A 20256-nucleotide genomic window follows, 5' to 3' on the forward strand; every position below is an offset into this window, starting at 1 on the left:
GTTCAACTGCGGCTGTACCAGCGCGCCGGGCCGGGAAACTCCGCACCGAGGTCGGCACCGACCTCGCGCGCCACCAGCGCATTGGTGCGCGCCGACAACGCCAGCAAGCGCTCCTTGTGGGCCTCCGGCTGCGCCGCGAGGTTGACGAGTTCGTCGGGGTCGGTCTCGGTATCGTAGAGCTCGAGTTCGTTGCGCGCGGTCAGCGTCGCCCAGTCGGTGGGCGTGTGGTGGTCGGCCGGCCGGAAGTAGCGCGCGAACTTGTAGCGGCCGTCGTGCACGCCCCGGAACAAGGCCGGGTGCTCGCGCCCCGGGAACATCTGGCCGCGGTCGAGCGCCACGCGCAGCGCCGCGAGCCCGGGGCTGCGCGCATCGGTCTCGATGGTCGCGCGCGTGAAGTCGGGGTCGATGTAGAGCGGAACGCCGTAGTTGAAGAGGATGCCGCGCGCATCGCGCTCGGTGCGTGCGCGCGGGTCCGACACCGCGGCGCCGACATCGACGCCCTGCAGCCATGGGTAGTGCTCGCTGCGGGCGGCGTCCTGCACGCCGGCAAAGCCCAGCAGCATCGGCAGCACGTCGATGCAGCCGCTCAGCGCCTCGGTCTGGCGGCCGCCGCGCACGTCGGGGTGGCGCACGATCAGCGGCACGCGCACGTTTTCCTTGTAGATGTGCGGGCCCTTCTGGCGCAGCCGGTGCGCGCCCGCCATCTCGCCGTGGTCGGCCGTGTAGACCACGATGGTGTCGCGTTCCATGCCGAGCCGCTCCAGCGCGCGCAGCACCGTGAGCGCATGGGCGTCGACGTCCCGGATGCAGTTGAAGTAGTAGCTCTGGTAGGCGCGCCACAGCGCTTCGTTCGAGGGTTCGATGTGGCCGTAGAGCGTGTTGCACACCTCGACGTACGAGCGCTGCGCCCAGGGCTTGGTCGACAGGTCGTCCCGGTAGTAGCTGGCGGGCAGCGGCAGGTCCCAGCGACGATCGTAGGTGCCGCCTACCGGGGGCGCCGACAGGGGCGCGAGCAGGTCGCGCCGCAGCCGCGTTCGCAGCTGCTCCTGGCCCGAGCTGAAGTACATGATGTCGTGCGGGTTGACGAAGTTGACCGCCAGGAACCAGGGCTTGCGCTCATCGGCGAGCGCACGGGCGCGGGTGCCGAGCCACTGCACGGCGTTGCTCGCGATCTGGGCGTCGTAGCGGTAGCCGGTCCAGGTGGCGCCATGCGGATCGCCGTCGATGTTGTAGTCGGCGAAGCCGAAGGGCTCGAGCGCATCGACCGTGTTCGGATAGGCGCCGTACACCAGCCCGGGATCGTGCCCGATCGGGCTCAGGTGCCACTTGCCCTTGTACGCCGTGTAGTAGCCCTGGGCGCGCAGCAGGTGGCCCATGCTGGGCAGGCCCGAGGGCAGCTTCGGGAAGGTGGGCGGCGCATCGATGTTGGCCGTCATGTGGGTGCGCTGCGTGTGCTGCCCGAAATAGATGTTCGAGCGCGAGGGCGAGCACGGCGTGGTGTGCGCGTGGTGGCGCGTGAACCCGGTCCCGTGCTCGAGCAGCAGTTCGTGGGCGTCGAGGCCCAGGCCCGCCGGCAGGTCGGGCCAGCCGCGCTCCTGGTCCGACATGATCAGCAGGATGTTGGGCCGCCGGCCGGCCCGCTGCCTGTCGCTCACCGCCGCCGACAGGCCCCGCGGTGCGCGGTACGGACGCTGCGCCCGCTCGCCCAGCGTGCCGACCACGGCACCGACACCGACGGCAGCGAGCGCGCCCAGCATCTGGCGCCTTCCCGGACCCGGATGGTTCATTGTCTTGCCTCCTCCGTGCGCGATCGGCCCGGTGACGCGGATTCTGGGTGCCGGCACTTTGCACGTCCAATGCATTGTTTTCCGTATCTTGATGAGAGAAACTCATTGCCTCCTCCATCGAAATTGAAGATCGAAGCCATGGACCTGCGCAAGCTGCAGCACGCCGCCCTGCTGGCCGAGACGCGCCACTTCGCGCGCGCGGCCGAGCAGGCCCACCTGACCCAGTCGGCCCTGAGCCGCAGCATCCAGTCGCTCGAAAGCGCGCTTGGCGTGCGACTTTTCGACCGCAGCCAGGGAGGCGTCGCGCTCACGGCCGCAGGCCGCCAGCTGCTGGCGCGCGCCCACCCCTTGCTGCGCAGCGCGCGCGACCTCGCGCACGACATGCGACTTTTGCGCGACGCCGAGATCGGCGAGCTCGCGGTCGGGGCCGGGCCGTTTCCCGCCGCCACGCTGCTGCCCGTGGCCCTGGCCGGACTCCAGGCCAGCCATCCGGGATTGCGCGTGACGCTGCAGATCGACCACACGGCGGCACTGTGCAAGCTGCTGGACACCGAGGCCATCGAGTTCTTCGCCGCCGACACGCGCGCCACGACGCTGCCGGAGACCGTCGCGGTGCATCCGCTCGCGACGCAGCGTGGCGGCTTCTTCTGCCGGGCCGCGCATCCGCTGGCGCGGCGCCGTCGGCTCGCGATGGCCGACATCGCGGGCGAGCGCTTCGCCTCGGTGCACCTGCCGCCGGAGCTCAGGGAGCGGTTGCGCCGGATGCTCAAGCTGCCGCAGGCGGTGCCCTGGGCCCTGACCTGCGACAACGTGTACCTGCTCAAGGATCTGGCCCGGCAAAGCGACGTGGTGCTGGTGTGTACCGAACAGGTACTGGCAAGCGAACTCGCGAGCGGCGAGTTCGTCCGCCTGAATCTCGCCGACTTTCGCCCCTGGCCGGTGGCGGTCGGCGCGGTGAGCCTGCGCGGCCGGACACCCTCGCCCGCTGCGGTCCTGCTGATCGAGCGCCTGGCGGCGGCCGCGACGCCCGCGCCCTGATCGAAGGTCCGCGCTTTCGTATCATCGGCGGGTGCATTCTCCAACTTCCCGCGGGCTGCGCCCATGGCCCTGACCCGCGACCAGCTCACGCGCTGGCTTCCCTTCCTCGCCTGGCCGCGTCCCGACCGGGCACTGCTCGTCAACGAGGCCGCGGCCGGCGTCACGGTGGCGCTGATGGTGATCCCGCAGGGCGTCGCGTATGCGGCGCTGGCGGGCATGCCGCTGGTGACCGGCGTCTACGCCGCGCTGCTGCCGGCGCTGGTCGCGCTGCTGTTCAGTTCCTCCGCCCGGCTCTCGGTCGGCCCCACGGCCCTCACCAGCCTGCTGGTCGGCGCCTCGCTGGCGCCGCTGGCGATACCCGGCAGCCGCGAATGGGTGGCCTACGCGGTCTGGCTCACGCTGCTGTCGGGCCTGATGCAGGTGACGCTCGGCGCGGTCCGCTTCGGCTGGCTGCTGCGGATGGTCAATTCGCCGGTGCTGATGGGTTTCACGCAGGGCGCGGCGGTGCTGATCACGCTCTCGCAGTTGCCCGCCTTGCTGGGCTACACGGGACGCTCGGCCACCCAGCTGTTGCAGGGCCCGCGGCCCGACGTCATCGCGATCGCCTTCGGGCTCGGGGGCATGGCGACTCTGTGGCTCGGCAAGCGGCTGGCGCCACGCTTCCCGACCACCATGGCGCTGGTCGGGGCCACCGCGGCGATCAGCGCCGCGATCGGCTATGCGCTGCACGGCGGCGCGGTGATCGGCACGCTGCCTTCGGGCCTGCCGCATTTCTACTGGCCCGGCGGCCTCTCGCTCAATGAACTGGGCAGCCTGCTGCTGCCGGCCTTCCTGGTCACGCTCGTGAGCTTTCTGGAGACCGCATCCAGCGCCAAGGTGGACAACGCACGCTCCGGCAAGCTCTGGAACGAGAACCAGGACCTGATCGGCCAGGGTCTGGCCAAGATCGCCTCGGGCCTGACCGGCTCGTTCCCGACCAGTTCCTCCTTTTCGCGCTCGGCCATCACGCTGTACGCCGGCGCGAAGACGCAATGGGCGACGCTGTTCAGCGTCGCCGTGGTCGCCGCCGCGCTGCTGTGGGCCATGCCGCTGCTCTACCACGTGCCGCAGGCGGTGCTCGCCGCCATCGTGGCGACCGCCACCATCGGGCTGCTGCGGCCCTCGGCCTTCGTCGCGCTGTGGCGCATCTCCCGCATCGAAGCGTCGATCGCGCTCGGCACCTTCGCGCTCACGATCGCGACCGCGCCATCGATCTACTGGGGCGTGCTGGGCGGCCTGCTGGCCGCGCTGGCGCACTACATGTACCGCCACCTGCATCCGCGCATCATCGAGGTCGGCCTGCACCCGGACGGCAGCCTGCGCGACCGCCACCTGTGGCACCTGCCGCCGCTGGCCCCCGACCTCTATGCGCTGCGCATGGACGCCGAGCTTGATTTCGCGTCGGCCAGCACCTTGGAACGCGCGATCACGGTGGCGCTGGCCGAGCGGCCCGGGCTGACCGACGTCTGCCTCTTCGCCCACCCGATCAACCGCATCGACATCACCGGCGCCGAAGTGTTCGGCAGCATCCGCCGCCTGCTCGAGTCGCAGGGCGTGCGGCTGCACATCTCGGGCCTGAAGCTGCCGGCGCAGCAGGTGCTCGAGCGCGCCGGGCTGCTGGCGCCGGGGCCGATGCTGTTCGCCTACCGGACCGACAACGAGGCGCTGGCGGCCCTCGCGCGGCAGCCGGCGGCGGCCGAAGAACTCAGTCCTTCACCGGTCCGCGCAGGCTCTTGATCTCCGAGCGCTGGCTCTTGCCTTCGAGCCGGCGCTGCCTGGAGCCATAGGTCGGCTTGGTGGCGCGGCGTGCGCGCGGCGGCGTGGCGACGCCGTCGACCAGTTCCTGCAGGCGCGCCAGCGCATCGGCCCGGTTCATGTCCTGGCTGCGGTGCCGCTGCGCCTTCAGCACCAGCACGCCCTCCTGGGTGATGCGGCTGTCGCGCAAGGCGAGCAGCCGCTCCTTGACGTCTTCGGGCAGTGAACTCGCCGGGATGTCGTAGCGCAGGTGCACCGCGCTGGACACCTTGTTGACGTTCTGGCCACCCGCGCCCTGGGCCCGGATGGCGCTGAATTCGACTTCCAGGGGATCGATGAGAACGGGCGGACGCGGCGTGGACATCCGCTATTTTGACTTGCGCGCCGCCGTCTTCCTCGCCGTCGCGGGCCGCTGCTGCACACCGGACATCAGCAGCGCGATGCTCTGGTCGGCGATCTGCTCCGGGTCGAGCCCGCCGCCGGGCCGGTACCAGCGGCCGATCCAGCTGAGCGCACCGGCCAGCACGAAGGCCGCCATCTTGGGGTCGCAGGGCGCCAGCGAGCCTTCGGCGATGCCGTCGGCGATGAGCCGCCGGAACTCGCCGTCGATGCCGGCCTTGAGGCGGCGAAGCTCCTTGCGCAGCGGTGCCGGCAGCGGGTCCTCGCCGATGCGGATGACGCACATGCCGAAGTCCATCGTCACGATGCGCGAATAGATCCGCATGCACGCCATGAGCTGGTCGATCGCGCTGCCGCCGGCGCGGCGGACCTCGTCGATGCCCTCTTGCATCATGCCGAGCGCGGTGCGCACGCATTCGAGCAGGATGTCGTCCTTGCTCTTCACGTAGTAGTAGAGCGTGGGCTTGCTGACGTGCAGTTGCTCGGCGATGTCGTCGAGCGAGGTCGCGTGGTAGCCGCGCTCGTTGAACAGCCTGGCGGCCGTCTGCAGCACGGCATTGCGCTTGGCCTCGCGCTGCTGCGCGCGGGCGCCGGCCGGCTTCCAGGGCGAGGCGCCTGTGGGCTTGGGGAGTGTCCTGGTGGCCATGGGTCGAGGTGCCCGGGAAAGTCCCGATGCCGCCGAGGCGGCGCCGCATCGAACATTACCGGTGAGTAGAAATTCTACGCACGGGTAACCCCACCTCCTTCCGCGCAAACCCTGATCGATGCCTGACGCCCAAGCCAGTCCCGACGCCGCAGTGCCCTCCAGCCCCGTGCTGCGCGTGGAGGCCCTCACGCTCGCCTTCGGCGGCGTGCGGGCGCTGAGCGGCGTCGGCTTCGAGGTCGCGGCCGGCTCCATCACGGCCGTGATCGGCCCCAACGGCGCCGGCAAGACCTCGCTCTTCAACACCATCTCGGGCTTCTACCGGCCCACCAGCGGCCGGGTGCTGTTCGAAGGCCGCGACATCACGACGCTGCCGGCACCGCAGCGGGCCCGGCTCGGCCTCGCGCGCAGCTTCCAGAACATCGCGCTGTTCCGCGGCATGACGGTGCTCGACAACATCAAGCTCGGGCGCCACTCGCACCTCAGGACCAACGTGTTCGACGCCCTGCTCTACCTCGGCCGCGCGCGACGCGAGGAAGCCGAGCTGCGGCGCGACGTCGAGGAACGCATCATCGACTTCCTCGAGATCGACCACATCCGCCACGCGCCCGTCTCGGCGCTGCCCTACGGCCTGCAGAAGCGCGTCGAGATGGCGCGCGCGCTGGCGATGCAGCCGCGCGTGCTGATGCTCGACGAGCCGGTGGCCGGCATGAACCGCGAGGAGACCGAGGACATGGCGCGCTTCATCCTCGACGTGCGCGACGAATGGGGCGTGACCGTGCTGATGGTCGAGCACGACATGGGCATGGTGATGGACCTCTCGGACCACGTGGTGGTGCTCAACTTCGGCCAGGTCATTGCCCAGGGCGCGCCGGCGGCGGTACAGGCCGACCCCGAGGTGATCCGGGCCTACCTCGGCGCCGGGGACGTCTCCGCGCTGCGCGACAAGCTGCGCGGCGCGGCCATGGCGGCAGCCCAATGATGGACTGGGCCTACCTGTTCGAGATCGCCCTCAACGGCGTCGCCAGCGGCGGCCTCTACGCGCTGGCCGCGCTCGCCTTCGTGCTGGTCTACAAGGCCACCCGGGTGGTCAACATCGCGATCGGCGAAATGCTGATGATCGGCGCCTACCTGTTCTTTGCCTTCGCCGCCAGCTTTTCGCTGCCGATCTGGCTGGCGGTGCTCGGTGCGGTGCTGGGCGCCGGCCTGCTGGGCGCGCTGGTCGAGCGCACGATGATCCGGCCGCTGCTCGGCGAACCACCGATCTCGGTCTTCATGGTGACCGTCGGCCTGGGGTCGATCCTGGTCGGCCTGGTCGAGATCATCTGGACCGCCGACCAGCGCCGTCTGCCCGAGTTCCTTCCGAAGACGCCAGTGATGATCGGCGACGCCTTCCTGGCGCCCAAGGTGGCCTACGGCTCGCTGGTGGCGCTGGCGCTGATCGTGCTCGTGCTGCTGGTGTTCCGCTTCTGGCGCGGCGGCGTCGCATTGCGCGCCACCGCCTCCGACCAGGCTGCCGCCTACTCGATGGGCATCAACGTGCCGCGCGTGTTCTCGCTCGCCTGGGTGGCCTCGGCCATGATCGCGGCGGTCGCCGGCATCATCGTCGGCTCAATCGGCGGCATCTCGTCGTCGATGGGCGTGTTCGGCCTCTCGGTGCTGGTGGTGGTGATCGTCGGCGGCCTCGACAGCGTGCTCGGCGCGCTGGTCGGCGGTGTCTTCATCGGGCTGGTCGAGGCGCTGGCGGGCTCGTACCTCGGCGGCGAATACAAGTTGCTGGCGACCTTCTTGGTGCTGGTCGTCGTGCTGATGATCCGCCCGTACGGCCTGTTCGGCACCCACGAAATCGAAAGACTCTGATGCGGATAGGAACCCTCAAGCAGAGCTACATCGCCGACGCCGCGCTGTTCGATTCGCGCACGCAGAAGGCCTGGCTGGCACTTGGCGCCGCGCTGCTGCTGCTGTTCCCGTTCATGGCCAGCGACTACTGGCTCTATCTGGCCTGCCTGGTCGCGATCAATGTCGCGAGCGCCACCGGCCTCAACATCCTGACCGGCTACACCGGGCTCGTGAGCCTGGGCCAGGCCGCCTTCATGGGGCTGGGCGCCTACACGGTCGCGATCATGCAGACCCGGCTGGGAACGCCCTTCCTGCTCAACCTGGTGGCCGGCGGCGTGGTGGCGATGCTCGGCGGCCTGGTGGTCGGAATCCCGTCGCTGCGGGTCAAGGGGCTCTATCTCGCGATCGCGACCATCGCGGCCTCGTTCATCACGCACTTCCTGTTCGCCAACCTCAAGCTCACGGGCGGGACCACCGGGCTCTCGCTGCCACCGGCGCAGCTGTTCGGGCTCGCGCTCGACACCTCGTTCCGGCTCTACTGGGTGATCCTGCCGGTCACGCTGCTGATGGTGCTGGGCGCGGCCAACCTGTTCCGCACCCGCATCGGCCGCGCCTTCATCGCGATCCGCGACCGCGACATCTCGGCCGAGGTGCTGGGCATTCCGCTGCTGCGCTACAAGCTGCTGTCCTTCGGCCTGTCGTCCTTCTACGCCGGCGTCGCCGGTGGCCTCTGGGCCTACTTCTTCCGGGTCGTCACGCCCGAGAGTTTTCCGCTCCTGATGTCGATCTTCTTCCTGGCCGCGATCATCGTCGGCGGCATGGGCACGATCCTGGGCGGCATCCTCGGCGCGGTCTTCATGACCATGGTGCCGGAGCTGCTCAAGCTGGTGTTCGACCTGCTCCCCGGAGGCACCGAGGCGACGGTGTTCCTCTCGCCCGTGCGCACGGTCGTCTTCGGCCTCCTGATCGTCGGTTTTCTGGTGTTCGAGCCGCACGGGCTCGCAGAAGTGTGGCGGCGCATTCGCCGCTTTTTCCATCTGTGGCCGTTCAAGACCTAGGCCGCATCCAACCCGGAGACATCATGAAGCCACAACAACCCGTCTCGGCACGACGCCGTACCCTCTTGCTGGCCGCTTCGGCCGCGCTCGCCGCACCGCTGGCGGTGCATGCGCAAGCCGCCGACGACATCGTGATCGGCGGCTCGATCCCGATGACCGGCGTCTTCGCCTTCGCCGGCATCGGCATCAACGCCGGCATCGCCGACTACGTGAAGATCGTCAACGACGCCGGCGGCATCAAGGGCCGCAAGCTGCGCTACGTGCCGGAGGACACCGGCTACAAGGTCGACGCCTCGGTGGCTGCCTTCAAGAAGATCACGAGCCAGAACAAGGTCAACCTGTACTACGGCGACTCCACCGGCTTCGCCAAGACCATCAACCCCGAGCTCGACCGCGGCGGCCAGATCATGATGGCCGGCGCCTCCTTCGCGACCGAGCTCAACGACCCGGCCAAGTACCCGAACCAGTTCCTGGTCGGCCCCGACTACACCGAGATGTTCGGCATCCTGCTGAAACACATCGCCAAGGAGAAGCCCGGCGCCAAGGTGGCCTTCGTGTACTCCGACTCGGAGTTCGGCCGCGACCCGATCGAGGCCAGCGAGGCGATGGCGAAGAAGCTGGGCCTCTCGGTGCCGGTCAAGCTCATGACCCCGCCCGGCAGCGTCGACGTCTCGACCGAGGTCATCAAGCTGCGCCGCGCCAATCCCGACTACACGATCTTCCACGGCTACATCCTGGCGCCGATCCCCGAGTTCGTGCAGCAGGGCAAGCAGATGGGCATGACCAGCAAGTGGATGGGCACCTTCTGGACCATGGACAGCTCGACCGTGATGAAGATGGGCGAGGCCGGCGACGGCTTCATGGGCGTGATGCCCTACCGCTACTACTACGACACCTCGGCCAAGTCGCCGATGCTCGACAAGATCCGGCAGATGCGCCCCGAGTACCAGAGCACGGCCTACACCCAGGGCTTCCTGACCGCGATGCTGTTCACCGAGGCCGCCAAGCGCACGCTCGATGCCGGCAAGCCGCTCGACGGCAAGAACCTCAAGGCGGCTCTCAACACCATCAAGGACTTCGACACCGGCGGGCTGATCGGCGTGCCGATCACGATCAAGGGCAACTCGATTCCCGTGGGGCGCGTGTACACGGCCGACATGAAGGCGCAGAAGATGGTGCCCTCCTCCGACTGGATCAAGCTGGACTGACGATGCAAGGCGCGGCGGCGGACCTGGTCCTCGAGGTGAACAACATCGAGGTGGTCTACAACAAGGTGGTGCAGGTGCTGCGCGGCCTGTCGCTGGCCGTCCCGCGCGGGCAGATCGTGGCGCTGCTGGGCAGCAACGGCGCCGGCAAGTCGACGACCCTGAAGGCGGTGTCGGGCCTGCTGGCGCTGGAGGACGGCGAACTGCAGGCCGGGCGCATCGCCTTCAACGGCGCGTCGACCGAGCGGGTGGCGCCGCAGCAACTGGTACGACGCGGCCTCTGCCACGTGATGGAAGGCCGGCGCGTGTTCGAAGACCTCACGGTCGAGGAGAACCTGGTGGCCGCCACCTACGCGCACACCGGCCGCGGCCCGGCGCCGCGCAACTTCGATGGCGTCTATGCCTACTTCCCGCGCCTGCACGAGCGCCGCAAGGGCCTGGCCGGCTACCTGTCGGGCGGCGAGCAGCAGATGCTGGCGATCGGCCGCGCGCTGGTGGCCGAGCCCGAGCTGATCCTGCTCGACGAACCCTCGCTCGGCCTGAGCCCCAAGCTGGTCGAGGACATCTTCACGATCATCGCGCGCATCAATGCCGAGCGCGGCGTCTCGATGCTGCTGGTCGAGCAGAACGCCAGCGTGGCGCTGGCCGTGGCCCACCGCGGCTACATCATGGAGAACGGAAAGATCGTGATCGACGGCAGCGCCGAGCGGCTCGCGGCCGACCCCGACGTGCGCGAGTTCTATCTCGGCGTGGGCGGCGGCGGCGAGGCGCGCAGTTTCCGCGGACTCAAGCACTACAAGCGCCGCAAGCGCTGGCTGTCATGACGAACGATGCCCTGCCCGCGCTGACCCTGCCGCAGATGCTGGTCGAACAGGCGCGCATGCGGCCCGACGCGATCGCGATCCGCCAGAAGGACTTCGGCATCTGGCAACCGGTACGCTGGGCCGACTACCACCGCCGCGCCAGCCATTTCGGCCTCGGCCTGCGCGCGCTCGGGCTGCAGGCCGGCGGCCACCTGGGCATCCTGTCCGAGAACCRCATCGAGTGGGTGCTGGCGCAGATGGGTGCCGGGCTGGTCGGCGTCGTGACGGTCGGTGTCTACCCGACCAGCCCGAGCAGCGAGATTGCCTACGTCGTCGCCCATGCCGACATCGAGGTGATCGTCTGCGAGGACCAGGAACAGACCGACAAGGTGATCGAGGCGCTGGACCGGCTGCCACGGCTCGCGAAGATCATCGTGATCGAGACCAAGGGCCTGCGCAGCCTCGAACCCGCGCTGCGCGAACGCGTGCTCAGTTTCGAGGAGGTCGAACGCGCGGGCGCCGCGGCCGCGGCGCAAGGCGGCAAGGCGCAGATCGACGCCGCCCTGCAAGCCCAGACGCTGGACCACATCGGCCTGATGATCTACACCTCGGGCTCCACCGGCAAGCCCAAGGGCGCCATGATCTCCTGGCGCAACATTCGCGGCGTGGTGCCGGGCATCGTCGACCGACTCGGGCTGGACCACGACACCACGCACTTGTCCTACCTGCCGCTGTGCCACGTGGCCGAGCAGATGCTCTCGACCTTCGTGCCGCTCTACCTCGGTTCCCAGGTCAACTTCGGCGAGTCGATCCGCACCGTGCAGGAAGACCTGCGCGAGGTCGCGCCAACCATGTTCCTCGGCGTGCCGCGCATCTGGGAGAAGCTGCACGCCAGCATCAGCATCAAGATGCAGGAGGCCGGTCGGCTGCAGCGTGCGCTGTACCGGCGCGCGCTGGCCGCGGGCATGCCGCTGGCCGAGAAGCCGCGCAGCGCATGGCGCCTGGGCGAGCGGGCCCGCTTCGCACTGGCCTACTGGACCGTGCTGCGCGCGCTGCAGAACTTCATCGGCCTGCGCCGCGTGAAAGTCGCGCTGACCGGTGCGGCGCCGATCCCCCCCGACGTGGTGCGCTTCTTCCGTGCGCTCGGCGTACCGCTGGTGGAGGTCTATGGCCTGACGGAATCGACCGGCATGATCGCCGGCCATCGCCGCGACGAGGTCAGGATCGGCACCGTCGGACCGCCGACGCTCGGCACAGCGCACCGCATCGGCGATGACGGCGAATTGCTGGTGCGCGGCGAGATGGTGTTCGAGGGCTACTACAAGAACCCCGAAGCCACGGCGGCCTCGATCCGTGCTGGCTGGTTGCACACCGGCGACGTGGTGCGCGAGGAAGACGGCCAATTGCGCATCGTCGACCGCCTGAAGGACATCATGATCACCGCCGGCGGCAAGAACCTGACGCCCTCGGAAATCGAGAACACGATGAAGGGCAGCCCTTTCATCAAGGAATGCATCGTGGTGGCGGACGGCCGCAAGTTCGTCGGCGCACTGGTGCAGATCGACTACGAGACCGTCGGCAAGTGGGCCGAGGCCGAGCGCATCCCGTTCACGCACTTCCGCTCATTGGTGGACCAGGCGCGGGTGCGGGAACTGATCGACGCCGAGATCCAGCGCGGCAACGCGCAGCTGGCGCAGGTCTCGCAGGTCCGGCGCTTCCACCTCCTGACCAAGGAGCTCGACCACGACGATGGCGAAGTCACCGCCACCATGAAGGTGCGGCGCGCCAGCATCTACCGGAGCTATGCGGACGACATCGAGGCGCTGTACAGCGCCTGATCAGTTGCCGCCGCCGTCGCGCGGCACAGGACGGGCCTGCACGTCGGTGACCACGCCCGGGTCGCGCAGTCGCACCGGACTGTCGGCCGCCTGCCCCTGGGCACGGGCGCCCGCCACGTCGGCCGCGGTCGGCTCGGCCGGACGGCCGGCGGCGCGGAAGCGGTCGAAGCCGCCACGCGGATCGAAGCGCATCACCCAGGGCTGAACCGGCTTGCCGGTGAGGCGCGCCCAGCCATAGCGCAGGCCCCAGACCGCCGCCAGCAGCAGCACGGCGACCGCCAGGCTGGCCGCGAACACCAGGCCCAGGATGAAGAGGATCAGGCGGACGAGAAAATTCACCATCGTGCTTAGTCCACCGTCTCGGCGCTTGGTTCCCCGGCCTTGCGGAACCCGAACTGGCCCGGGGTCCGGATCGGGTCGGTGTTGACCTCGATCGTGTCCTTGGGCCCGAAGCTGCCGTCGAGCAGCAGCTTCGACAGCGGATTCTCGATCCGCTGCTGGATCGCGCGCTTGAGCGGCCGGGCACCGAACACCGGGTCGAAGCCGACCTTGGCGATCTCCGCCAGCGCGGCCGGCGACACCTCGAGCCCGAGGTCCATCTTGGCCAGGCGGTCCTTCAGCACCTTGAGCTGGATCGCAGCGATCGCCTCGATGTTCTTGGCGTCGAGCGCATGGAACACCACGGTCTCGTCGATCCGGTTCAGGAACTCGGGCCTGAAGTAGTTCTTGAGCTCATCCCAGACCGCCTCCTTGATCTCCTCGGCTGGCTGGCCGACCATCGACTGGATGATCGGCGAGCCGATGTTGCTGGTCATCACGATCACCGTGTTCTTGAAGTTCACGGTGCGGCCCTGGCCGTCGGTCAGGCGACCGTCGTCGAGCACCTGCAGCAGCACGTTGAAGACGTCCGGGTGCGCCTTCTCGACCTCGTCGAGCAGGAGCACGCTGTAGGGCTTGCGGCGCACGGCCTCGGTCAGGTAGCCGCCCTCTTCGTAGCCGACGTAGCCGGGCGGCGCGCCGATCAGGCGCGCGACCGAGTGCTTCTCCATGAACTCGCTCATGTCGACGCGGATCAGGTGATCCTCGCTGTCGAAAAGGAAGCCCGCCAAGGCCTTGCACAGCTCGGTCTTGCCGACCCCCGTGGGGCCGAGGAACAGGAAGGAGCCGGTCGGGCGGTTCGGGTCCGACAGCCCCGAGCGCGAGCGGCGGATCGCGTTGGCGACCGCGCCGATGGCCTCGTCCTGGCCGACCACGCGCTCGTGCAGCTTGCCTTCCATCATCAGCAGCTTGTCGCGCTCGCCCTGCATCAGCTTCGACACCGGGATGCCGGTGGCGCGCGCCACGACCTCGGCGATTTCCTCGGCGCCGACCTGGGTGCGCAGCAGCGTCGGTGCGCTCGACTTGCCCTTGCTGGCCTCGGTGTCCTGCGCTTCCTTGAGCCGCTTCTCGAGCCCCGGGAGCTTCCCGTACTGCAGCTCGGCCACCTTGTTGAAGTCACCCTTGGCGGTGAACTCGGCGATCTGGAACTTGATCTTGTCGATCTCCTCGCGGATCTGCGCGCTGCCCTGGGCCTGGGCCTTCTCGGCCTGCCAGACTTCGTCGAGATCGGCGATCTCCTTCTGCAGCTTGGCGATGTCGTCCTCGATCAGTGCGAAGCGCTTCTGCGACGCTTCGTCCTTCTCGCGGCGCACGGCCTCGCGCTCGATCTGCAGCTGGATCAGGCGGCGGTCGAGCCGGTCCATGACCTCGGGCTTGGAGTCCATCTCGATCTTGATCTTGGCCGCGGCCTCGTCGATCAGGTCGATCGCCTTGTCGGGCAGGAAGCGGTCGGTGATGTAGCGGTCGCTCAGCTCGGCCGCGGCGACGATCGCCGGGTCGGTGATGTCGACGCCATGGTGGACCTCGTACTTTTCCTTCAGGCCGCGCAGGATCGCGACCGTCGCCTCGACGCTCGGCTCGCCCACGAGGATCTTCTGGAAGCGGCGCTCCAGCGCGGCATCCTTCTCGATGTACTTGCGGTACTCGTCGAGCGTGGTCGCGCCGACGCAATGCAGTTCACCGCGCGCGAGGGCCGGCTTGAGCATGTTGCCCGCATCCATCGCGCCCTCGGCCTTGCCGGCCCCGACCATGGTGTGCAGCTCGTCGATGAAGACGATGGTCTGGCCTTCGTCCTTCGCGAGTTCGTTCAGCACGGTCTTGAGGCGTTCCTCGAACTCGCCGCGGAACTTGGCGCCGGCCAGGAGCGCCGCCATGTCGAGCGACAGCACGCGCTTGCCCTTGAGCGAATCGGGCACCTCGCCCGCGACGATGCGCTGCGCGAGCCCCTCGACGATGGCGGTCTTGCCGACGCCCGGCTCGCCGATCAGCACCGGGTTGTTCTTGGTGCGGCGCTGCAGGACCTGGATGGCGCGGCGGATTTCCTCGTCGCGGCCGATCACCGGGTCGAGCTTGCCCAGCCGGGCCCGCTCGGTGAGGTCCATGCAGTATTTCTTGAGTGCCTCGCGCTGGCCTTCGGCATCGGCGCTGTTCACGCCCTGACCGCCGCGCACCGCCTCGATGGCGGCTTCGACCGACTTGCGCGTCACGCCGTTGCTGCGCGCCAGGTTGCCGATGTCGGCCTTGCTGTCGGCCAGCGCCAGCAGGAAGAGCTCGCCGGCGATGAACTGGTCGTTGCGCTTGATGGCTTCCTTCTCGGTCGCCTGCAGCAGCTTGCCAAGCTCGGGGCCGACCTGGACCTGGTCGTGGCCCTGCACCTGCGGCAGCTTCTTGATCGCCCCTTCGGCGGCCTGCAGCAGACCGGGCACGTTGGCACCGGCGCGCTCGAGCAGCGCGCGCGGGCCGTCGTCCTGGCGCAGCATGGCGACCAGCAGGTGGACGGGTTCGATGTAGGCGTTGTCGTTGCCCAGCGCGAGCGACTGGGCGTCGCTCAGGGCTTCTTGAAATTTGGTAGTGAGTTTGTCTTGACGCATGGCTTGATTCCTGCATTCAAAATAGGGCCGTTCCGGATCGATATCAAGACCGTCCGGACTTTTTTCCACCCCCCATCATTGGAGTCGATAGATGCTGAAGTCAACATGGAGTGGCGCCGCGCGCCTCGCGCGCGGTTTTTTCGCGGCCGGCCTGCTGGCCGCCGGGGGATTGGCGCTGGCCCAGCCGGCCGGCACGCCGATCCGGCTCCTGGTCGGATTCCCGGCCGGCGGCGGCACCGACGTGATCGCCCGCACGCTGGCCGAGAAGCTCAAGGACGAGCTGGGCACCTCGGTGGTGGTGGACAACCGCGCCGGCGCCGGCGGCCAGATTGCGGCGCAGGCGCTCAAGGCCGCGCCGGCCGACGGCCACACCTTCTTCCTGACGCATGACCACTCGATCTCGATCCTGCCGCTGGTGGTGAAGAGCGCCGGCTTCGATCCGGCGCGCGACTTCGTGCCGGTGGCAGGCTTCGCCACCTTCGCCAACGCGCTCGCCGTGTCGGGCGGGACGCCGGCCAAGTCGGTCAACGAGTACGTGGCCTGGGTCCGGAAGGAGCGCGGCGGCAAGGACACGATCGGCGTCCCGGCGCCGGCCTCGATCCCCGAGTTCCTGGTCAAGCTGATTGGCGCCAAGTACAAGCTCGACGTCCAGGCCGCGCCCTACCGCGGCAGCGCGCCCATGCTCGCCGACATGCTGGGCAACCAGATTTCCGCCGGCATCGGCTCCATTCCCGACTTCATCGAGAACCAGAAGGCCGGCAAGATCCGCGTCGTCGCGGTGATCGGCGACAAGCGCCAGGCCGTGCTGCCGCAGGTGCCGACCTTCGCCGAACTGGGCCTCGCGGGCCTCGAAGACCTGCCCTACTACGGCATCTTCGCGCCCGTGGGGACGCCCCAGCCCGTGATCGACCGCTTCGGCGTCGCGCTGGCCAAGGTGCTCAAGATGCCCGACGTGCGCGACCGCCTGACCGCCATGGGCCTGTCGGTGGAATTCATGCCGCAGGGCCAGTTCGCCGGCCGGGTCCGCAGCTACACCCAGACCTGGGCTCAGATCATCAAGGCCAGCGGCTTCCAGCCGCAATAACTGGCTCGCCCCCCAGGTTGGGCTCACTTCGTGTAGCCCGCCCACCCCCCTGCCGGGGGGCGCTGCCAGCGGCCCGGCGAAGCCGGTTCCGCGGCAGCCCACGAGGGCGGCGCGCTGCGCGCGGCCGGTGTGCGGACTGGCTCGGGGTCAGGCGTTGCTGACGGTGATGCCCCAGCGCGCCATGGCCTCGTCGTCGGTGGCGCGCGCGTCGACCCAGCGCGCGCCCTCGGGCGTCTGCTCCTTCTTCCAGAACGGCGCCTGGGTCTTGAGGTAGTCCATCAGGAACTCGCAGGCCTGGAAGCTCTCGCCGCGGTGTGCCGATGTCACGGCGACCATCATGATCTGGTCCTGCGGCTGCAGGAGCCCGACGCGGTGGATCACGCGGGCGCCGAGGATGGCGAAGCGCCGATGGGCCTCGTCGATCATGGCCTCGATGGCCTTCTCGGTCATGCCGGGGTAGTGCTCGAGTTCCATCGAGGCCACCGTGCTGCCGTCGTTGCGGTCGCGCACCGTGCCGATGAAGCTGCACACCGCGCCGACCCGGGCGTCGCCGGCGCGCAACGCGGCAACCTCCTTCTGCAGGTCGAAGTCCTCTTTCTGAATCGAAACGCGTGCGGCAGTCATGACCGGATTGTGGCACCGCGCTACACTCGCGCGATGCCTTCCAGCGCCCTGCAATCCCGCCTTTCTTCTCGCGAAGAAGCGGCCTGCACGCGCCTGCAAGGCAAAGCCAAAAAACCCAAGCTCGTCTGACCGGAGCTTTGGTTCCGTCGTCGGATGAGCGACGGAACTGCAAAGGCTCTGGCCGAAGTGGGTGGCGTGCGCGCATTCGACGGTGGTTTCCTCCATCGGTCGATTCCCGAAAGGACAACTGCGTGCAAGACTCTCTTTCACCCTCCCCCGATTTCTCGGGCCTCTGGATACCGCTCGTGACGCCGTTTCGCGACCAGGCGGTCGACCACGCCGCGCTGGCGGCACTGGCCGAGCGGCTGGCGCCCACCGGCATCGCGGGCTTCGTGGTCTGCGGCTCGACCGGCGAGGCGGCCGCGCTCGACGCCGACGAGCAACTGGCCGTGCTGGCCACGGTGACCCGGGCGGCCCCCGCGCTGCCGCGCATCATGGGCCTCTCGGGCTACCACCTGGGCAAGACGCTGGGTTGGGTTCGCGAGCTTGGCACGCACGATCTGGCCGGCCTGCTGGTGCCGGCGCCGAGCTACATCCGTCCCTCGCAAGCCGGCCTCGTCGAATGGTTCGGCGCCATCGCAGATGCCAGCGCGGTGCCGCTGCTGATCTACGACATTCCCTACCGCACGGGCATCGCGATCGAGCGCGAGACCTTGCTGGCGCTCGCGGCCCATCCGCGCATCCGCGGCATCAAGGATTGCGGCGGCGACCTGCCGAAGACCCGCGCGCTGATCGCCGACGGCCGGCTGCAGGTGCTGGCGGGCGAGGACGGGCAATTGTTCAGCACGGTGGCCGAGGGCGGCACCGGTGCGATCGCCGCGAGTGCGCACCTACAGACCGGGCGCTTCGTGGCGGTCTTGCGCCTGCTCGGCGAAGGCCGGCTGGCCGAGGCTCGCGCGCAGTGGCAGCCCCTGCTGCCGCTGATCGAAGCGCTGTTCGCCGACGCCAACCCGGGCCCTTTGAAGGCGGCATTGGCCGCACAAGGCCTGCTGCAGGACGAGCTGCGTTCACCGATGACACGCGTCGCGCCCGAGCGGCGCGCGCGCCTGCTCGCCACGCTGGAAGCGCTCAACCGCCCGTGACCGGCGGGAAGAAGGCGACCTCGCTGCCCTCGCGCAGCAAGGCGGCCTCGCTGCTCATGATCTGGTCGAGCGCCATGCGCACCGCCCGGCCGCGCGCCAGGGCGCTCGCATGCGGCCCGCCGCGCGCGATCAGTTCATCGCGCAGCGCGCCCAGATCGAGCGCGGCGGTGTCGACCGTCTCACCGCCGGTTCCAAGCGCCTCGCGCACCGAGGCGAAATAGCGAACATGGACTTTCATCTTCAACGCAAGAGCGAAGCGAAGGGAATGAACTGCACCGTGTCGCCGGCCTTGAACGGCTGGTCTGCGGGCGTGTCGATCACGCCGTCGCCCCACACCATCGAGGTCAGCACGCCGGAGCTCTGGTTGGCGAACAGGTCGAGGCCGCCCGCCGCGTTGCGCCGCGCGCGCAGGAACTCGCGCCGCCGGTCGGCCCGCGGCCAGTCGAAATCGGCGCGCATCGCGATCGGCTCCGGGGCCACGCGAGTCGCCCCTTGCAAGGTCAGCAGGAAGGGCCGCACCAGCAACAGGAAGGTCAGGAAGCTCGACACCGGATTGCCCGGCAGGCCGGTCAGGTGGGCATCCCCGATGCGGCCGTAGGCGAAGGGCTTGCCCGGCTTCATCGAGAGCGACCAGAGATCGAGCTGGCCGAGGTGCTGGACCGCGCCCTTGATGTGGTCTTCCTCGCCGACCGACACGCCTCCGGTGGTGATGATCAGGTCGTTGCTGAGCGAGGCCGCGCGCAGCGCCTCGATGGTCGCCTCGCGCCGGTCCGGCACGATGCCGAGGTCGTTGACCTCGCAGCCCAGCCGCACCAGCAGCGCCCGCATGAAGAAGCGGTTGGAGTTGTAGATCGAGCCCGGCTTCATCGCCTCGGGCGCCACCTCGCCGGGCATCACGAGTTCGTCGCCGGTCGACAGCAGCGCGACCCTCGGCCGCTTCGCCACCTGCAGGCGGTCCAGCCCCACGCTCGCGGCCAGGCCCAGGCCCGCGGGCGTGAGCCGTTCGCCGCGGGACAGCACCACGTCGCCGGCCGCGACGTCTTCGCCGGCGCGGCGGATCCACTGGCCCGCTGCGGGTGCGATCTCGATGCGCACGCTGCCCAGGCCGCCTTCTTCCGGCAGCGCGGCAGTGTCTTCCTGCATCACCACCGCGTCCGCGCCCTCGGGAATCTGCGCGCCCGTGAAGATGCGTGCGGCCGTGCCCGCGGCCAGCGGTGTGCCCACGATGCCGGCCGGGATTCGCTGCGCCACCCGCAGCACCGCGCCGACCGTGGCGCAATCGGCGCTGCGCACCGCATAGCCGTCCATCGAGCTGTTGTCGCGCGGCGGCACGGTGAGCGCCGACACCACGTCCTGCGCCAGCACGCGGCCATCGGCCTCGAAGGTCGACACGCTCTCGGTGCCGACACGCGGCGCGGCGGCCGCCAGCAGCCGCGCGAGCGCCTCGTCGAGCGGCATCAAGGGCGGACGGTTGGAAGTGCTAGCCATGGTGCTCCACCTTGTAGTCGAAACGGTCGGCATGCCGCAGCAGCCAGTCGCCGATGCCATCGACGTCGTCGAGGTCAAAGATCGGCAGCTCGGTCGGCCGCGGCAGCCCCGCGGGATTGTCGGTCGCGACACCGACGATGAAGGGATCCTCGATGTAGCGCGCCGGCCGCGCCGCCTCGCCTGCCGCGGGCGCGCGCCAGATCTCGATCTTGCGCAGGTCGCTGTGCTTGAAGCCTTCGACCAGCACCCAGTCGACGCCGGCATCGAGTTCGGCGATGAGATCGTGCACGCCGAGCTGGGTCGGCCGCTCGAACTCGCGGATCAGCGCCAGACGCTTGTCGGACGCCACGACCACCTCGAAGGCGCCGGCCTCGCGATGCCGGAAGGTGTCCTTGCCAGGATGGTCGATGTCGAACTTGTGGTGCGCATGCTTGACCACCGAAACCCGCTGGCCGTGCAGCTTGAGCACCGGGATCAATTGCTCGACCAGCGTGGTCTTGCCCGCGCCCGAATAGCCGGCGAAGCCGATGACTTTCATGCGCCCG

General features: G+C 69.1%; 19 protein-coding genes. 10 read left to right on the top strand and 9 right to left on the bottom strand.

Features of this window, described 5'->3' with window-relative positions; translation table 11 throughout:
• Positions 1-2: 2 nt before the first annotated feature.
• Complete coding sequence (locus AB4Z46_RS04995; RefSeq protein WP_442282371.1) at positions 3-1787, bottom strand: sulfatase-like hydrolase/transferase; 1785 nt, start codon at positions 1785-1787, stop codon at positions 3-5.
• A 138-nt stretch (positions 1788-1925) separates the two neighbouring features.
• On the opposite strand from AB4Z46_RS04995, the gene AB4Z46_RS05000 reads away from it, so the two are divergent.
• Together AB4Z46_RS05000 and AB4Z46_RS05005 are read left to right on the top strand one after the other, a co-directional pair.
• Positions 1926-2825, top strand: a complete 900-nt coding sequence (locus AB4Z46_RS05000) for a LysR family transcriptional regulator (RefSeq protein ID WP_442282372.1) — start codon at positions 1926-1928, stop codon at positions 2823-2825.
• Positions 2826-2888: 63 nt separating this feature from the next.
• Positions 2889-4601, top strand: a complete 1713-nt coding sequence (locus AB4Z46_RS05005; RefSeq protein WP_442282373.1) for a SulP family inorganic anion transporter — start codon at positions 2889-2891, stop codon at positions 4599-4601.
• Here AB4Z46_RS05005 and arfB read toward each other — a convergent pair.
• Positions 4570-4983 carry an alternative ribosome rescue aminoacyl-tRNA hydrolase ArfB gene (gene arfB, locus AB4Z46_RS05010; protein WP_442282374.1) on the bottom strand — a complete coding sequence of 138 codons (414 nt, stop codon included), beginning with the start codon at positions 4981-4983 and terminating at the stop codon, positions 4570-4572. The genes AB4Z46_RS05005 and arfB overlap by 32 nt on opposite strands.
• 3 nt (positions 4984-4986) lie before the next feature.
• The gene (locus AB4Z46_RS05015; RefSeq protein WP_442282375.1) at positions 4987-5664 is read right to left on the bottom strand and encodes a TetR/AcrR family transcriptional regulator; all 678 of its coding nucleotides are present in this window, start codon (positions 5662-5664) and stop codon (positions 4987-4989) included.
• Between the two features lie 118 nt (positions 5665-5782).
• Between AB4Z46_RS05015 and AB4Z46_RS05020 the strand changes: the two genes are divergently transcribed.
• The 6 genes from AB4Z46_RS05020 to AB4Z46_RS05045 are packed head-to-tail and all read left to right on the top strand — an operon-like array spanning position 5783 to position 12404.
• Complete coding sequence (locus AB4Z46_RS05020) at positions 5783-6643, top strand: ABC transporter ATP-binding protein (RefSeq protein ID WP_442282376.1); 861 nt, start codon at positions 5783-5785, stop codon at positions 6641-6643.
• Complete coding sequence (locus AB4Z46_RS05025) at positions 6640-7521, top strand: branched-chain amino acid ABC transporter permease (protein WP_442282377.1); 882 nt, start codon at positions 6640-6642, stop codon at positions 7519-7521. The genes AB4Z46_RS05020 and AB4Z46_RS05025 overlap by 4 nt, the downstream gene beginning before the upstream one ends.
• Positions 7521-8558 (top strand): branched-chain amino acid ABC transporter permease, encoded by a 1038-nt coding sequence (locus AB4Z46_RS05030; protein ID WP_442282378.1) that lies wholly within the window; start codon positions 7521-7523, stop codon positions 8556-8558. The genes AB4Z46_RS05025 and AB4Z46_RS05030 overlap by 1 nt, the downstream gene beginning before the upstream one ends.
• Before the next feature lie 23 nt (positions 8559-8581).
• On the top strand, positions 8582-9766 hold the full coding sequence (locus AB4Z46_RS05035; RefSeq protein WP_442282379.1) for an ABC transporter substrate-binding protein: 1185 nt from the start codon (positions 8582-8584) through the stop codon (positions 9764-9766).
• 2 nt (positions 9767-9768) lie between these two features.
• On the top strand, positions 9769-10587 hold the full coding sequence (locus AB4Z46_RS05040; protein ID WP_442282380.1) for an ABC transporter ATP-binding protein: 819 nt from the start codon (positions 9769-9771) through the stop codon (positions 10585-10587).
• On the top strand, positions 10584-12404 hold the full coding sequence (locus AB4Z46_RS05045; protein WP_442282381.1) for an AMP-dependent synthetase/ligase: 1821 nt from the start codon (positions 10584-10586) through the stop codon (positions 12402-12404). The genes AB4Z46_RS05040 and AB4Z46_RS05045 overlap by 4 nt, the downstream gene beginning before the upstream one ends.
• Here the strand turns inward: AB4Z46_RS05045 and AB4Z46_RS05050 are convergent, their stop codons facing one another.
• Together AB4Z46_RS05050 and clpB are read right to left on the bottom strand one after the other, a co-directional pair.
• Complete coding sequence (locus tag AB4Z46_RS05050) at positions 12405-12746, bottom strand: hypothetical protein (protein WP_442282382.1); 342 nt, start codon at positions 12744-12746, stop codon at positions 12405-12407.
• 5 nt (positions 12747-12751) lie between these two features.
• Positions 12752-15373 carry an ATP-dependent chaperone ClpB gene (gene clpB, locus AB4Z46_RS05055; protein ID WP_442282383.1) on the bottom strand — a complete coding sequence of 874 codons (2622 nt, stop codon included), beginning with the start codon at positions 15371-15373 and terminating at the stop codon, positions 12752-12754.
• A gap of 91 nt (positions 15374-15464) precedes the next feature.
• Between clpB and AB4Z46_RS05060 the strand changes: the two genes are divergently transcribed.
• Positions 15465-16457: a Bug family tripartite tricarboxylate transporter substrate binding protein gene (locus tag AB4Z46_RS05060; protein WP_442282384.1), complete on the top strand. Its 993-nt coding sequence runs from the start codon at positions 15465-15467 to the stop codon at positions 16455-16457.
• A 147-nt stretch (positions 16458-16604) separates the two neighbouring features.
• On the opposite strand, the gene AB4Z46_RS05065 is transcribed toward AB4Z46_RS05060, so the two are convergent.
• Positions 16605-17081: a molybdenum cofactor biosynthesis protein MoaE gene (locus tag AB4Z46_RS05065; protein WP_442282385.1), complete on the bottom strand. Its 477-nt coding sequence runs from the start codon at positions 17079-17081 to the stop codon at positions 16605-16607.
• 251 nt (positions 17082-17332) lie between these two features.
• Between AB4Z46_RS05065 and AB4Z46_RS05070 the strand changes: the two genes are divergently transcribed.
• Positions 17333-18223: a 4-hydroxy-tetrahydrodipicolinate synthase family protein gene (locus AB4Z46_RS05070; RefSeq protein WP_442282386.1), complete on the top strand. Its 891-nt coding sequence runs from the start codon at positions 17333-17335 to the stop codon at positions 18221-18223.
• Here the strand turns inward: AB4Z46_RS05070 and AB4Z46_RS05075 are convergent.
• From AB4Z46_RS05075 to mobB, 3 genes are read right to left on the bottom strand one after another with little or no spacing between them, the layout of a single operon-like run.
• Entirely contained in the window at positions 18210-18461 is a 252-nt protein-coding gene (locus AB4Z46_RS05075) for a MoaD/ThiS family protein (RefSeq protein ID WP_442282387.1), read from the bottom strand. The two genes, AB4Z46_RS05070 and AB4Z46_RS05075, sit on opposite strands and share 14 nt — an antisense overlap.
• 2 nt (positions 18462-18463) lie before the next feature.
• A complete protein-coding gene (locus tag AB4Z46_RS05080; protein WP_442282388.1) occupies positions 18464-19711 on the bottom strand; it encodes a molybdopterin molybdotransferase MoeA in 1248 nt (415 codons plus the stop codon).
• Positions 19704-20249: a molybdopterin-guanine dinucleotide biosynthesis protein B gene (gene mobB, locus AB4Z46_RS05085; protein ID WP_442282389.1), complete on the bottom strand. Its 546-nt coding sequence runs from the start codon at positions 20247-20249 to the stop codon at positions 19704-19706. The genes AB4Z46_RS05080 and mobB overlap by 8 nt, the downstream gene beginning before the upstream one ends.
• Positions 20250-20256: the final 7 nt, after the last annotated feature.

It is taken from the genome of Variovorax sp. M-6, assembly GCF_052114385.1.
Lineage (GTDB): Bacteria > Pseudomonadota > Gammaproteobacteria > Burkholderiales > Burkholderiaceae_C > Variovorax.